The organism is Pseudomonas sp. NPDC090592 (assembly GCF_044769185.1).
Lineage (GTDB): Bacteria > Pseudomonadota > Gammaproteobacteria > Pseudomonadales > Pseudomonadaceae > Aquipseudomonas.
The window spans coordinates 16,505-31,239 of sequence record NZ_JBIVXJ010000042.1 but is presented as its reverse complement, the minus strand read 5'-3'; the positions used below and the strand labels follow the sequence as shown (position 1 = coordinate 31,239).

12 protein-coding genes are annotated in these 14,735 nt (G+C 58.9%); 2 read left to right on the top strand and 10 right to left on the bottom strand.

What is annotated here, in order from left to right; genetic code table 11:
* Positions 1-46: 46 nt before the first annotated feature.
* Positions 47-2,359, bottom strand: a complete 2,313-nt coding sequence (locus ACIQUI_RS26335; RefSeq protein WP_403203653.1) for a hypothetical protein — start codon at positions 2,357-2,359, stop codon at positions 47-49.
* Positions 2,360-2,706: 347 nt separating this feature from the next.
* Between ACIQUI_RS26335 and ACIQUI_RS26330 the strand changes: the two genes are divergently transcribed.
* Positions 2,707-2,886, top strand: coding sequence for an AlpA family phage regulatory protein (locus ACIQUI_RS26330; protein ID WP_403203651.1), 180 nt, complete (start codon positions 2,707-2,709; stop codon positions 2,884-2,886).
* Between the two features lie 287 nt (positions 2,887-3,173).
* Here ACIQUI_RS26330 and ACIQUI_RS26325 read toward each other — a convergent pair whose 3' ends face one another.
* The 9 genes from ACIQUI_RS26325 to ACIQUI_RS26285 form a co-directional block, all read right to left on the bottom strand.
* On the bottom strand, positions 3,174-3,875 hold the full coding sequence (locus ACIQUI_RS26325) for a helix-turn-helix transcriptional regulator (RefSeq protein WP_403203649.1): 702 nt from the start codon (positions 3,873-3,875) through the stop codon (positions 3,174-3,176).
* Positions 3,876-4,059: 184 nt separating this feature from the next.
* The gene (gene ppa, locus ACIQUI_RS26320; protein ID WP_003255365.1) at positions 4,060-4,587 is read right to left on the bottom strand and encodes an inorganic diphosphatase; all 528 of its coding nucleotides are present in this window, start codon (positions 4,585-4,587) and stop codon (positions 4,060-4,062) included.
* A gap of 93 nt (positions 4,588-4,680) precedes the next feature.
* Complete coding sequence (locus ACIQUI_RS26315) at positions 4,681-5,496, bottom strand: zinc-dependent peptidase (RefSeq protein WP_403203647.1); 816 nt, start codon at positions 5,494-5,496, stop codon at positions 4,681-4,683.
* A 10-nt stretch (positions 5,497-5,506) separates the two neighbouring features.
* Positions 5,507-6,154 carry a DedA family protein gene (locus ACIQUI_RS26310; RefSeq protein ID WP_403203645.1) on the bottom strand — a complete coding sequence of 216 codons (648 nt, stop codon included), beginning with the start codon at positions 6,152-6,154 and terminating at the stop codon, positions 5,507-5,509.
* A 265-nt stretch (positions 6,155-6,419) separates the two neighbouring features.
* Positions 6,420-6,878: a GNAT family N-acetyltransferase gene (locus ACIQUI_RS26305; protein WP_403203643.1), complete on the bottom strand. Its 459-nt coding sequence runs from the start codon at positions 6,876-6,878 to the stop codon at positions 6,420-6,422.
* Positions 6,879-6,986: 108 nt separating this feature from the next.
* Entirely contained in the window at positions 6,987-7,805 is an 819-nt protein-coding gene (eutC, locus tag ACIQUI_RS26300) for an ethanolamine ammonia-lyase subunit EutC (RefSeq protein ID WP_403203641.1), read from the bottom strand.
* Between the two features lie 8 nt (positions 7,806-7,813).
* Positions 7,814-9,208, bottom strand: coding sequence for an ethanolamine ammonia-lyase subunit EutB (locus ACIQUI_RS26295; RefSeq protein ID WP_403203639.1), 1,395 nt, complete (start codon positions 9,206-9,208; stop codon positions 7,814-7,816).
* A 46-nt stretch (positions 9,209-9,254) separates the two neighbouring features.
* Positions 9,255-10,703, bottom strand: coding sequence for an ethanolamine permease (gene eat / locus ACIQUI_RS26290; RefSeq protein WP_403203637.1), 1,449 nt, complete (start codon positions 10,701-10,703; stop codon positions 9,255-9,257).
* Between the two features lie 188 nt (positions 10,704-10,891).
* Positions 10,892-12,412, bottom strand: a complete 1,521-nt coding sequence (locus ACIQUI_RS26285) for an aldehyde dehydrogenase family protein (RefSeq protein ID WP_403203635.1) — start codon at positions 12,410-12,412, stop codon at positions 10,892-10,894.
* Between the two features lie 256 nt (positions 12,413-12,668).
* On the opposite strand from ACIQUI_RS26285, the gene ACIQUI_RS26280 reads away from it, so the two are divergent.
* Positions 12,669-14,684: a sigma-54-dependent Fis family transcriptional regulator gene (locus ACIQUI_RS26280; RefSeq protein ID WP_403203633.1), complete on the top strand. Its 2,016-nt coding sequence runs from the start codon at positions 12,669-12,671 to the stop codon at positions 14,682-14,684.
* Positions 14,685-14,735: the final 51 nt, after the last annotated feature.

Genomic DNA, 14,735 nt, shown 5'->3' with positions numbered 1-14,735 from the left:
AGTAGACTCCAGTGGTGCCCATTCTCAATGAGTTCACGGTGACTCTTTATGTATTCAATATTTCGTGCGTGGATATTTTTTCTCTAATTTTGTGGCGTTTAAATTTCCTGCTGCGCAATAGTCGATAAGTGTCGTACTCACGGGCATGACTAATTGCAACGCGGTTTGATTTAGCCCACTCACGCATAAATGTAGGTTTGATATTTGCTTGCTCGCGCATGTGGCTACGCAAGGTGTCTGGGCCACGATCGCTGATGACCCTATAAAATTTGTGATGGGCTATAAAGCTTGCCCATAATCGTGGGTTGTTTATTTCAAAAGCTAAGTCAATTATGAATCTATAATCTTTTTCTGTTAGGGTTAGTCCAGAGTGCGCATATAAATCAAAGTGATGAAGCTTGGTTTGAAATATTTCATCACTGTCAGTAAGGCTGGAAAATACATATGCTATTATTTCATATCGTAGTCTAATGTTTTCTTGAAGCGTACTGACCGCTATGCTCTGGTTAGCTCCATGTTGATTGATGAAATTTAAATTTTCGACCCAGCCCCAAATCCGAATGGAGTCAAATGGTGGGGCAGAGAGCTCAAAGTACCTGTCTAGAAGAGACCCGATAATTTTACTTATGCCGTTGCGGCAACTGCATTCAAACGATTTTTTTTTGCAGGTACACACCAAACCTTCGGTTAGCTTGTCTAGAAGAACTTCAGTGGTTTCTAGATTTAATTCGGAAATTAGATTTTTAATGAAATATCGAGAGCCTACGGTTCGTTCGCGATATTCAGTGTCAGGATAAAGATGAGCGCAGACTCTCAGGAAAGCAGCAATATGATCGTGGCTGATTGACGATGGAAGTAGTTTTTCAATTATTTTGGCCGAAAGAGTAAGGGAGATGCTAGTAGCTTCGAATATTAAAACACCTAAATCTCCAAGGTGATCATAGTCGGAAACCTCAAGTAGACACCTCATTGCTAATGTTCGAGTGCTTTGGCTCTCCTCGGGTGTAAGAAGCAAGTGGCGGAGCTCATCTCTCAGGAGGCTAGCTGCGGATGAACCCATCAGAAGCTCGAGTATAAGATTTCGTAAATGGCCGTCACTTTTTGTTTTTAGTAATGGCCTTATATCCTCTATTGTCTCGCCCGTAAAGAATCCTGCAACGCTAAATCTGCGCCATAAGTCACTTCGTCGAAAGTATGGGTCAGTTGTTTCAATTTCGACAAGTTTACTAATGAGTAGTTTTTTTGAAGAGCTAAATAGCTGCGAAGGATCACCGTTCGCTAGTACTGCGTATGGATCTAATTCAATTATTTGTTCTTGAGTTGACTTATCGCCTAAAGAGGCCATCCAGCCTAGAAGGCCGCGAAGCTCATCCCTTACCGCTGAGTTTGGCGCTATAATAGGAAGGCACTTTGCTAAATTTAGTGAGTCGCTTGGATCTACTACCCGCTTGGTAAGATAATCGGCGGCGCAATACTCTGCGACTATTTTGTGAGCAGGCCGGTGATGATCCACACAATCACCAGGTTTAAATAATCGGGTTGCTAATATGCTGCTGTTCGGCTGTTGGTGAATAAATAAGGCTTCTAGCGCTGGATACATTCGCTCTTCGGTAGATTCGCTTATACATACACCATCTGAGCCCGCTAGAAGCAGTTTGGCAAAAACTTCTGAGGAAAGGTCTATTTTTTTACTGGTGGAGAGTGTATTTGTTGTTCTAGATGTGCCAAGGTTTGCTTCTTTTGCTAGACGTTCCACTGCTAGAGAAAAAATTGACTTCTTATCAGGGAAGTGTCGATTGCTCTCAATGTACGCATCTGCGAAGAGCTTTAAAAACTGAGGGTTTGGAAGAAGATCTTGTAAGTCGAACTTAGAAACTTCAGATCGGAAATTTAAAAAGCTTTCTTCAGGTGAGTAGTTTTCAAAAATTAGTTTTTGCTCTGATTCTGTGAATTCACAGAGTCTTGCAATGAATGGCTCACAGCCAAAAAACTCTTTAAAAGCAACGTTGTTAGCATTTCCCCACTCGCTTGATCTGCTGGATAGATAGACGTGTGTGGGCTTCGATAACTCCGCTTTGCTTAGTAGCGCGTAGATTCCTGAGGGATCGACCTTGGCGAGTTCATCGAATGCATCAATAACTAATGGGGAGTTCTCTTCTCTTAAGGGAGAGTGCTTGAAACGATTGGCCGTCAAAACGATCGTGTCCAGTTTCTGCGCGATACTCTCCATGAGTACCGTTTTGCCAGCGCCCGGCTCAGCTAGTATTACGACAAATTTTGAGGTATTTAAGAGCGCGTCTTCGGTGAATAAGTCATTGTTGTTGGATAATTTGCGTGGCAGATAGAAATTAGAATTCATAAGAATCCTTCTTGTATTTGCCCGGTCTTGCCGGATAGATTCTGAGCCTGAGTCCAGATAGGCCCGCCCTTCAGAAATCCTACGACATTTCGCTGTTTGAGGGGAGATCCACAGACGACGGTGAGCACAAACTCGGATCAATGTGGAGATGGTAGGCTTTCAGCCGGTAGCAGCGAGCTTGGCCTGAGGGCTGCCCAAAGAACGCGGCGAAGAACCAATTTGTGGGAGTTGGGAACCAAATTTTTGGGCTTCGTCGGGACTAAAATCTACAGCTGCCATGGCACCGTGGTTTTGTTGGCAGTCACACCTGGCTAGGCTTGTTCTGTTTGGTGAAGACGGAGGAAGCCATGGTAACAGTTAACAGCTCAGGTCGTGTGTTGCGCTTGAAACAGGTCCAAGAGAAGACTTGGCTTGGCCGGCCTACGATTTATGACCACCTTAACCCACGGTCGGCTAGGTTTGATAACTCGTTTCCTAGGTTCTGTATGAAGTCCCTTGCAACCCAATTGCTCCCCCCTAGGGCCTGAGTTTTTGTAGAGTCTTCGGCCATCGGCGGAAAGGACTGGTGGGGATTTCTTCGGACAAATAAAAAGCCGGCTTGTGGCCGGCTTCTCGGGGACGCTTCCGACTAATTTATGGTAAGCCGCAATCGCCTTAACTGTGTGGCCATCAAGGGCCTGAAAGAGATGGCAGACACCCGTGTGGGATATCGCCGAGCCCTCTGGACCGCGGCTCGCGCCGGTCGGGGCTGAATGTGCGGCGTAGCATACAAGGGCACGCGCAGGATGCCCAGCAAAAAATGGCACAGGTTGTTTCAGCCGGGCCGCTGCTGGCGGAAATGCGACCAGTGGAATATCCAGCCGATAATCTCCAGACCCTGCGCATGGCGCTGGCTAGGGGTGTAGCGTTCGACTGCGTAGTTGTATCGGTCATGGCTGTGCAGATAAAGCGTGTTCTGCGGGCCGATGCTGAGGTTGTTGACCCTGAGCACGCCGTTGTGCAGCAGGGCATAGGTTTCACCCTCCACCACCCGTTTCATGCCCAGGTCGATGGCCAGGGTAGCCTGCTGCGCAATCAACGGCACCATGTTGCTGTCGGGCATGGCCATGCAGATCGCGTTGTCCGCATGCACGCCCAACCTTCTCAGGGCTTTTTCGGGCAGGCGCAGGTGCTTGTTTGCTACCGGCGCAAGCAGGCCGTTGCGCAGTTCGTAAAAGGGTACTTTCAGCTCCCGGGCACGGTGCGCCCACAGTGGGCTGGGCGGGTTGGCGGGGGCCGGCCGTGGCGGGCAGTTGCGCTGGATAGGGTTTGGGTGTTTGGGCCCTTCGCCCGTGCGCAGCCAGCGCCGATGCACACAGAACAGGTCGGCCAGTTCGTCCAGGCGGGCCAGCGGAACGCCGCGGTTGAACCAGTTGTTGACGTGTTGCGGTGTAACGCCGCGCTGGGCGGCGAAATCGGAAGAGGTCAGGCCGCATTCGTGGAGAAGGGCTTTGAGGCGGTCGCCGGAAGTGTTCATGCCGCGAGTCTAGCGATGGGGTACCCGCAAGGAAATGAACCGCTTGTTGATGGTATTTGTAGGAAATGTGCCTGCTTGTAGGGCGTTGGTGTAGGACTGCGTAGGATTTTTTACCGATAAAGGATTTCGACGTCGCTTTGGGCATAAAAAAACCCGCCGAAGCGGGTTCTTTTTCAAACCGGTATCAGCCCTTGTAGGCAGCAACCGATTTGGTGATCGCGGCACGGGCGGCGTCGGCGCCTTCCCAGCCTTCGATCTTGACCCACTTGCCCTTCTCGAGATCTTTGTAGTTGGCAAAGAAGTGCTCGATCTGCTGGATCAGCAGGGCTGGCAGGTCGGTGTACTCCTTCACGTCAACGTACAGCTGCGACAGCTTGTCGTGAGGAACAGCGATGACCTTGGCGTCGCCGCCGCCGTCGTCGGTCATGTTCAGTACGCCAACCGGACGGGCGCGGATAACCGAGCCTGGTGCTACCGGGTAAGGGGTAACGACCAGCACGTCCAGCGGGTCACCGTCGTCGGCCAGGGTGTTCGGGATGAAGCCGTAGTTGGCCGGGTAGAACATAGGGGTGGCCATGAAACGGTCGACGAACAGAGTGTCGCTGTCCTTGTCGATTTCGTACTTGATCGGCGCGTGGTTAGCCGGGATCTCGATGGCGACGTAGATGTCGTTCGGCAGGTCTTTGCCCGCCGGAATCTTGCTGTAGCTCATTGGGCAGTGCCCCCGTGTTTGACCAAAAAAGTGGCGGCGATTATAGGCATATTCTGCCGGGGCATGCCACGCCTGGCCTGATGTGCGGCCCCGTCAGGCGTGGCTTTCGCGGTATTCGGGGTGATCCGCCTGCAGCCGCAGCAGGCGCGCCAGCGGGTCCTGGCGGTAGAACAGCGACAATTGCTGGTAGACCTGTGGATAAGCCTGCTGGAGCAGGTCGGGGGCACTGAAGAAGTATTCGCTGGTGACGGCAAAGAACTCTGCCGGGTTTTCTGCGGCATACGGGTCGATGGCGGTTTCGGCGTCGGGGTCGTTGTCCAGCTGGCGGTTGAGGTCGTCGTACGCCTGCTGCATGGCCGTTGCCCATGCATCCACTGGCATGCCGCTGTGCAATGGCGGCAGGCCGTTGGCATCGCCATTGAGCATGTCGAGCTTGTGCGCCAGTTCATGGATGACCAGGTTGTAGGCCTCCCAGCCGCCACTGGCCAGCACGCCGTTCCAGGCCAGGATGATCGGGCCCTGTTGCCAGGCCTCGCCGCTGTGCTCGCCGTCCCACACGTGCTCCACGCCGCTGGCGTCGCGGTGGCGTTGCGGGCTCTTGAAGTCGTCGGGGTACAGGATGATTTCGTGAAAGCCCTGGTACCAGTTCAACTCACCCAGGTGCAGCAGCGGCAACTGGGCCTGGGCGGCCAGCAACAGGCGCTGCTCGTCGTCCAGTTCGACACCGGGCAGGCAGGTGAGGTGCTTGTCGAGCAGGAACAGGATGCAGGCTTCGCGCAGCCAGTGGTCTTCTTCGTCACTGATGCCGTCCAGCATCGGCAGGCGCTGGCGCACGGCCTGCCATTGCTGGGGAGCGATGGGGTAGCGCGCCAGGGTGCGCTTGCGCCGCCAGGCGCTGAAGGACCACATTTTCAGGCGTTCAGTGAGCCTTGGCCGCACGGCCCAGGCGGCCACGCAGCAGGCCAAGAATCATCGGCACCAGCGACAGCACGATGATGCCCACCACCATCAGCGACAGGTGCTGTTTGATGAACGGCACGTTGCCGAAGAAGTAGCCCAAGGTCACCAGGCCGCCGACCCACAGCAGCGAACCGGCAACGCTGAAACCGAGGAAACGCGGGTAATGCATGCGGGCGATGCCGGCGACGAACGGTGCGAAGGTGCGCAGGATCGGCAGGAAACGCGCCAGGGTCACGGTCTTGCCGCCGTGACGTTCATAGAATTCGTGGGTGCGTTGCAGGTAGTCGCGGCGGAAGATTTTCGAGTTGGGGTTGTTGAACAACCGCTCGCCGGCCGTTCGGCCGATCACGTAGTTGGTGCTGTCGCCGAGGATGGCGGCAGCCATCAACAGGCCAGCCAGCAGTACCGGGTCCATACCCCCGCCTGCGGCCACGGCGCCGGCGATGAACAGTAGCGAATCGCCCGGCAGGAAGGGCATGACCACCAGCCCGGTTTCACAGAAGATCACGGTGAACAGGATGGCGTAGATCCAGGGACCGTAATTGGTGACCAGCAGATCGAGATAGGCATCGAGATGCAGGATAAGGTCCAGCGGGTTGAAATCCATGTACAGCACCTGTGTTCTGGGGCGTAGGCTCGGTTACCTGGGGATGGGTAAATTTTCACACATGACAGGAGGGGCATTATACGGCTAAGTGAAGAACATGCCCGGGGAGTTTGTAGCGGGGGGTTACGGTGAGGGTGCATTCCTGTGCCGGCCTCTTCGCGGGTAAACCCGCTCCCACAGGGATCTCACCAACCTTGAAGGCAGCGCTTTACCTGTGGGAGCGGGTTCATCGAGGCGTCGAGCCGCCGCGAAGAGGCCGGTACAGTCAATCCTGGCTGATCGGCAGGATGTAGTTCTCGAACTCGGTATCTTTGCGAAAGCCGATGGATTCGTAGGTCTTGTGCGCTACCTCATTGTCCGCGCTGGTCGATACCCGCATACGCACGGCATTGGTCTCCTTGGCCATTTTCTTCGCTTCACGCATCAGGTGGTCAGCCACCAGCATGCGCCGCGAATCTTCGGCCACGTAGATATCGTTGAGTATCCACACCCGCTTCAGCGACAGTGACGAGTAGCTTGGGTACAACTGGCAGAAGCCCATCAGCTTGCTGTCGTCATCATCCGGTAGCGCCAGGTAAATCACCGATTCACCCCGTTTCAGGCGTTTTTCCAGAAAGCTGCGCGAGCTGTCGGGGTAGGGCAGTTGCCCGTAGAACTCACGGTATTTGACGAACATCGGCGTGAGCAGGTCGAGGTGTTCCAGGGTTGCCTTGATGATGCGCATGTGCGGCCCTCAGAGTCCATTTAGGGAAACAGCGGAATGCCTGCAGCGTTCAAGGGCATGCTGCCCAATGCGCTGCACAAGTGCAATCCGCCTTCCGTGACATGTTTCTTACCCTTTGCCGAGCAGGAAGTTACCTTTCTGGTTGGTGCTGTCTTCGCTCTGCAGGCTATGGACCTCGGCTTCGTCCTTCAAATTCACCCCGGAAAGCTGGCGTTTGCAGGCTTCGCGCATCAAGTACAGCAGCCGGTGCGCCGCCATGCCGTAGCTCAAGCCCTCCAGGCGGATGTTGGAAATGCAGTTGCGGTAGGCATCGGTCAGGCCAACCTTCGGTGCGTAGGTGAAATACAGGCCAAGGCTGTCGGGCGAGCTGAGCCCCGGGCGTTCGCCGATCAGCATCACTGTCATGCGTGCACCCAGCAGTTCACCGACCTCATCGGCCACTGCTACGCGGCCCTGCTGGACCAGCACCACCGGGGCGCTGCTCCAGCCGTCGGCGGCGGCCTGTTCCTCGAAGCGGGCCAGCAATGGCAGGGTGTGGCGATGCACGGCCAGGGCCGACAAGCCATCGGCAACCACAATGGCCAGGTCGACGCCGCCGGGGTTGGCCTGAGCGTGCTGGCGCAGGGTGGCAATCGATTCTTCGTTCAACCGCCGGCCCAGGTCCGGGCGCTGCAGGTACTGGTGGCGGTCACTGGCGGCGCTGTGCAGCACCAGGCTTTCGCGCCCTTGGTCACGCAGTTGGGTAGCCAGGCCGGCATGGTCGAAGGCCAGGTGCACGGCATCGCGGGCCTGGGCATGGGCGAACTGGAAGTCCAGCTGCGCCCCGGTCGGCAAGCTGGTGCCGGCGCGGCCCAGGGCGATGCGCGCCGGGGTGAGGTTGCGCAGGGCCAGCCAAGGGTTGTCGGGGGTAGGCGTGCGATGGTCCATGGTCATCCCTATGCAAGCTGTGCCAAGGCCTGGCGGAAGGCCGGCGGCAGGTTGTCACCAAAGCGCACCCGGCCATCGGCCTGGGTGAAGATGCCGGTGCGGGCCAGCCACGCTTCAAATTCCGGCCCGGGCTTCAGGCCCAGGGTCTGGCGCGCGTACAGCGCGTCGTGGAAAGAGGTGGTCTGGTAGTTGAGCATGATGTCGTCGGAGCCGGGGATGCCCATGATGAAGTTGATCCCGGCCACACCCAGCAGGGTCAGCAGGGTGTCCATGTCGTCCTGGTCGGCTTCGGCGTGGTTGGTGTAGCAGATGTCGCAGCCCATCGGCACGCCCAGCAACTTGCCGCAGAAGTGGTCTTCCAGGCCGGCGCGGATGATCTGCTTGCCGTTGTACAGGTACTCCGGGCCGATGAAGCCGACCACGGTATTGACCAGAAACGGCTTGAAGTGACGGGCCACCGCGTAGGCGCGGGTTTCGCAGGTTTGCTGGTCGACGCCATGGTGGGCGTTGGCCGACAGCGCGCTGCCCTGGCCGGTTTCGAAGTACATCAGGTTTTGCCCCAGGGTGCCGCGCTTCAGCGACAGGCCCGCTTCGTAACCTTCCTGCAATACGTTGAGGTTGATACCGAACCCGGCATTGGCCGCCTCGGTACCGGCAATGGACTGGAATACCAGGTCCAGCGGTACGCCCCGGTTGATAGCCTCGATCGAAGTGGTGACATGGGTCAGCACGCAGGCCTGGGTGGGAATGTCGTAACGCTGGATGATGGCGTCGAGCATTTCCAGCAGGGTACAGATCGAGGCGATGCTGTCGGTGGCCGGGTTGATGCCGATCATGGCGTCGCCGTTGCCGTACAGCAGGCCGTCGAGAATGCTGGCGGCAATGCCGGCCGGCTCGTCGGTCGGGTGGTTGGGTTGCAGCCGGGTAGACAGGCGCCCGCGCAGGCCCATGGTGCCGCGGAACTGGGTGACCACGCGGATTTTCTGCGCCACCAGCACCAGGTCCTGTACGCGCATGATCTTCGAAACGGCTGCCGCCATTTCCGGTGTCAGCCCAGGCGCCAAGGCACGCAGGCTGTCTTCATTGGCCTCTTCGCTCAGCAGCCAGTCGCGCAGGCCGCCCACGGTCAGGTGGCTGACCGGGGCAAAGGCCTGGGCATCATGGGTGTCGATGATCAGGCGGGTGACTTCATCGGCCTCGTAAGGGATCAGCGCTTCATTCAGAAAGTGCGTCAGCGGGATATTGGCCAGCGCCATCTGCGCGGCGACACGCTCACCGTCGTTGCTGGCGGCGACGCCTGCCAGATAGTCACCGGACCGTGCCGGGCTGGCCTTGGCCATTACGTCCTTGAGGCTGTCGAAGCGGTAGACCAGGTGGCCGACCGTGTGTACGAAACTTGCCATACAGAATCTCCAGAGCCGCGGGTTGCCCCGCGGCGGGTGGCGACGATCAGTGCAGGGCCTCTTCGGCCTTCTGGATCGCGGCGAATTCCTCTTCCGGTGTGCCCGCAACCAGGTGGTGGCGGCTGTAGAAAGCAAAGTAGGCAATTAATACCGCATAGATCACTGCGGCGCCAATCACCACCCGTGGGTCGACCAGGAAACCGGCCACCACGGCGATGCAGGCCAGCACCAGGGCAATGCCCGAGGTGAAGATGCCACCGGGGGTGCGGTACGGGCGCTCCATTTTCGGCCGGCGGATGCGCAGGGTGATGTGTGCGGCCATCATCAGCACGTAGGAAAGGGTAGCGCCGAATACGGCAACCAGGATCAGCAGGTCACCCTGGCCGGTCAGCGACAGGGCAAAGCCGATGATGCCGGGAATGATCAGGGCCAGCACCGGAGCCTTGCTTTTGTTGGTTTCCGACAGCTTGCGCGGCAGGTAGCCGGCGCGGGACAGGGCGAAGATCTGCCGGGAATAGGCGTAGATGATCGAGAAGAAGCTGGCGATCAGCCCGGCCAGGCCGACCAGGTTGACGAAGCCGCCCATCCAGGTGCTGCCGCCGTAGGCCTTGGACAATGCCTCGACCAGTGGGTTACCGGAGGCTTTCAGTGCTTCGGAGCCTGCACCGCCGGGGCCGACCACCAGAATCAGCAGGGCAAAGGCCAGCAATACCAGCATGGCACCAATCAGACCGCGAGGCAGGTCGCGCTTGGGGTTCTTGGTTTCTTCAGCTGCCAGCGGCACGCCTTCGACAGCCAGGAAGAACCAGATAGCGTAAGGGATGGCCGCCCACACGCCCACGTAACCAAACGGCAGGAAGCTGCTGGCGCCCACGGCGTCCGTTTTGGCGATGTCGAACAGGTTGGCTGCATCAAAATGGGGCACCATGCTCACCAGGAACACCGCCAGGGCAATGGCGGCGATGGCGGTGATGATGAACATCAGCTTCAGTGCTTCCCCCACGCCGAAGATGTGGATGCCGATGAACACGATGTAGAACGCCAGGTAGATCGCCCAGCCGCCGATGCCGAACAGTGACTGGCAATAAGCACCGATGAACACGGCGATGGCGGCGGGTGCGATGGCGTATTCGATGAGGATTGCCGTGCCGGTCAGGAACCCGCCCCACGGGCCGAAGGCGCTGCGGGCAAAGCCGTAGCCGCCGCCTGCGGTGGGGATCATCGACGACAGTTCGGCCAGCGAGAAACACATGCACAGGTACATGGTGGCCATCAGCAGGGTGGCGAGGAACATGCCGCCCCAGCCGCCTTGGGCCAGGCCGAAGTTCCAGCCGGCATAGTCGCCGGAAATGACATAGGCCACGCCCAGGCCGACCAGCAGTACCCAGCCTGCGGCGCCTTTTTTCAGTTCACGTTGCTGGAAATAGTCTGAGCCGACTTTTTCGAAATCGACAGAGGAGCCTGCCGGCGAGCCGGCGGAATGATCGCTTGGCATAGTTTCACCTGTTGTTTTTCTTGGTGGCCGGAAGGGTTCCGGGCCGATGGTGATGGGTACTGCAGGAAGCGAGCCAGAGCAGGTCTGGCCTCTTCGCGGGCTTGCCCGCTCCCACAGGTACTGCGCAGGTCGGGAGCCTTGCGCGGTCCCTGTGGGAGCGGGCGAGCCCGCGAAGAAGGCGACGCGGTTTAGAAGAAGCCCAACGGGTTGATGTCGTAGCTCACCAGCAGGTTCTTGGTCTGCTGATAGTGATCGAGCATCATCTTGTGCGTTTCACGCCCAACCCCGGACTTCTTGTAACCACCAAACGCCGCATGCGCCGGGTACAGGTGGTAGCAGTTGGTCCACACGCGGCCAGCCTTGATCCCGCGGCCCATGCGGTAGGCACGGTTGATGTCGCGGGTCCACACGCCGGCGCCCAGGCCGAACTCGGTGTCGTTGGCAATCGCCAGGGCCTCGGCTTCGTCCTTGAAGGTGGTGACGCTGACCACCGGGCCGAAGATTTCTTCCTGGAACACGCGCATCTTGTTGTTGCCCTTGAGCAGGGTCGGCTGGATGTAGTAACCGGTGGCCAGCGAGCCTTCCAGTTTTTCGACCTTGCCGCCGGTCAGCAGCTCGGCACCTTCCTTCTGGGCGATGTCGAGGTACGACAGGATTTTCTCGAACTGCTGCTGCGATGCCTGGGCGCCGACCATGGTGTCGGTGTCCAGCGGGTCGCCGCGCTTGATCTGCAGCACCTTCTTCATCACCACTTCCATGAACTGCGGGTAGATCGACTCCTGTACCAGTGCCCGCGACGGGCAGGTGCACACCTCGCCCTGGTTGAAGAACGCCAGCACCATGCCTTCTGCGGCCTTCTCGATGAAGCTCGGCTCGGCCTGCATGATGTCTTCGAAGTACACGTTCGGCGACTTGCCGCCCAGTTCCACGGTAGATGGAATGATGTTCTCGGCGGCGCACTTCATGATGTGCGAGCCCACCGGGGTCGAGCCGGTGAAGGCGATCTTGGCGATGCGCTTGCTGGTGGCCAGGGCTTCACCGGCTTCGCGGCCGAAGCCTTGCACCACGTTGAGCACGCCAGGTGGCAGCAGGTCGCCAATCACTTCCAGCAGCACGGTGATACCCAGTGGCGTCTGCTCGGCAGGCTTGAGCACCACGCAGTTACCGGCGGCCAGTGCAGGCGCCAGCTTCCAGGCGGCCATCAGGATCGGGAAGTTCCACGGGATGATCTGCCCGACCACGCCCAGCGGCTCATGGATGTGGTAGGCCACGGTGCCTTCGTTGATCTCGGCTGCGCCGCCTTCCTGGGCGCGGATGCAGCCGGCGAAGTAACGGAAGTGGTCGACCGCCAGCGGGATGTCGGCATTCAGGGTTTCGCGAATCGGCTTACCGTTGTCCCACGTTTCGGTAATGGCCAGCAGTTCAAGGTTCTGCTCGATGCGGTCGGCAATCTTCAACAGCACATTGGAGCGGTCCTGCACGGACGTACGGCCCCAGGCGTCGGCAGCGGCGTGGGCGGCATCGAGCGCTTTGTCGATGTCTTCGGCAGTGGAACGGGGGAATTCGGCGATCAGCTTGCCATTCACCGGGGAGGTATTTTCGAAGTACTGCCCCTTGACCGGAGCTACGAACTCGCCACCGATGTAGTTGCCGTAGCGGCTCTTGAAGGAAACCTTCGCGCCCTCGGTACCGGGATGTGCGTAACGCATGGTGTGTCTCCTGGCTGTTAGTTTTGTTGAGGAGTTGAGAAGCGTAGAGCAAAGGTTGGGCCAGCGTTTCGCACGCCAGTGAATTCAATGACTTGGGTCATCCGGATGGGTTCGGTAAGCGCGCTGTGTGCCAGCCCCGGTACGCGCAGGGGTGACACTTTGTGCCATTTGCGACACGTCACGGGAGGGTGCATTGCAAAGCCTTCCCGGGTGGAGGATGCTGGCGGTACTCTCTATCTGCGGAGAACTACAACAAATGCAGAGCAATCATTTCAGTCGTCATGCCCAGCAAGTCCATACCGTGGCCCATGGTGGCGCCGGGGAGGGCGGCAGTGACCCGTCCATTGCCCGCTCCTGGCTGCGCTGCCTGGAGGACTACCACCTCGACCCTTCGCTGATCGAAGCGCCCGTGGTGCTTGAGCATGGGCGTTTGCTGGAAAGCCGCGAGCGCCTGCGCCAGGTGCTGCACATTGCCGACCATGAAATGAACAGCCTGCACCAGCAGCTTTCCGGGGCGGGCCACGCCGTACTGTTGACCGACGCCCGTGGGGTGATCCTCAATTGCGTCAGCGCGCCCACCGAGCGGCGCAGTTTCGAGCGTGCCGGGCTGTGGCTGGGCGCCGACTGGAGCGAGGCACGTGAGGGCACCAACGGCATCGGCACCTGCCTGGTCGAACGCCAGGCACTGACCATTCACCAGAACGAACACTTCCGTGGCCGCCACACCGGCCTGACCTGCTCGGCCAGCCCGGTGTTCGACCCGCATGGTGAGTTGCTGGCGGTGCTCGATGTGTCGTCGGCCCGGACCGACGCTTCCCGCCAGAGCCAGTTCCACACCATGGCGCTGGTCAACCTGTCGGCGAAGATGATCGAAAGCTGTTATTTCCTGCGCCATTTCGAGCAGCAGTGGCTGCTGCGCTTTCACCTGCAAGCGGAGTCGGTCGGCCTGTTCAGCGAGGGCTTGCTGGCGTTCGACGGCGATGGGCGGATCTGCGCTGCCAACCAGAGTGCGTTGAACCTGCTGGGCAGCGTGCGTGGTGGTGTGCTGGGCAAACCCGTGGAGCGCTTTTTTGCCTGTAGCCACGACGAACTGTTCAGCCGGGCGACGCCTGCCGGCAGTACCGTCTGGCCGTTGCAAACGCGCGATGGCCGCCAGGTATTCGCCTGCATGCGCGGAAAGGCCCGTGCGCCGGTTTGGTCGGTGCCTGTCGCTCAACCCTTGCCCATGCAGCAGGCGGAGCCGGCCATCTGCCTGCTCGATCCTGCGTTGCAGAGCGAATTCCGCCGTAGCGTTCGGGTGTTTGAACGTGACGTGCCATTGTTGCTGCGCGGCGAGACCGGCTGCGGCAAGGAGGCCTTCGCCCAGGCGGTGCACCAGGCCAGTGGGCGGCGCGGCAAGCCGTTCGTCGCCGTCAACTGCGCCTCGATCCCCGAGAGCCTGATCGAAAGCGAACTGTTCGGTTATCGCGGCGGCAGCTTTACCGGTGCACGCAAGGAAGGTATGCGCGGCAAGCTGTTGCAGGCCGATGGCGGCACCTTGCTGCTGGACGAGATCGGCGACATGCCACTGGCGCTGCAAACCCGCCTGCTACGGGTGCTGGAAGAGCGCCAGGTGGTGCCGATTGGCGGCGAACCGCAAGCGGTGGATGTGCGCATTGTCAGCGCTACTCACCGGGACCTGCTGGAGCGGGTGGAGCAAGGCAGTTTCCGCGAGGACTTGTATTACCGCCTGAATGGTCTGGAAGTGGCGTTGCCGGCGGTGCGTGAGCGTAGTGACAAGGCACAGTTGCTGGACTTTCTGCTGCGCCAGGAGGCGCAAGGGCAACTGATCGACATTGAACCCAAGGCACGGCAGGCGCTGCTCGACTTCGCCTGGCCTGGGAACGTGCGGCAGATGCGTAATGTGCTGCGTACCCTGGTGGCGCTTTGCGAAGAACCCTGTATTGCATTTTCGGATCTCCCTGCAATTGTCCGCAGCAGCGCCAACCCTGTGGGAGCGGGCGCGCCCGCGAAGGCGTCCTATCAGGAAATACAGGGCGAGGGCGTTGCCCTCGTTCGCGGGCTCGCCCGCTCCCACAGGTTCAGCGTTAGGTCAGGAATTGACGGTGAAACAATGGGTGCCGAAGTTTTGCAGGACGCGGAGCGGCAGGCACTGATGGATATCCTGGAGGCAAAACACTGGCACCTGACCCGCGTCGCCGAGCACCTGGGCATCAGCCGCAATACCTTGTATCGAAAACTGCGCAAACACGGCATTACCAGGGCTGGCTGAGCGAAACAGCGGGTGCGATTTGTCGCGCCCTGGGCTACCCTGCCTCGATGT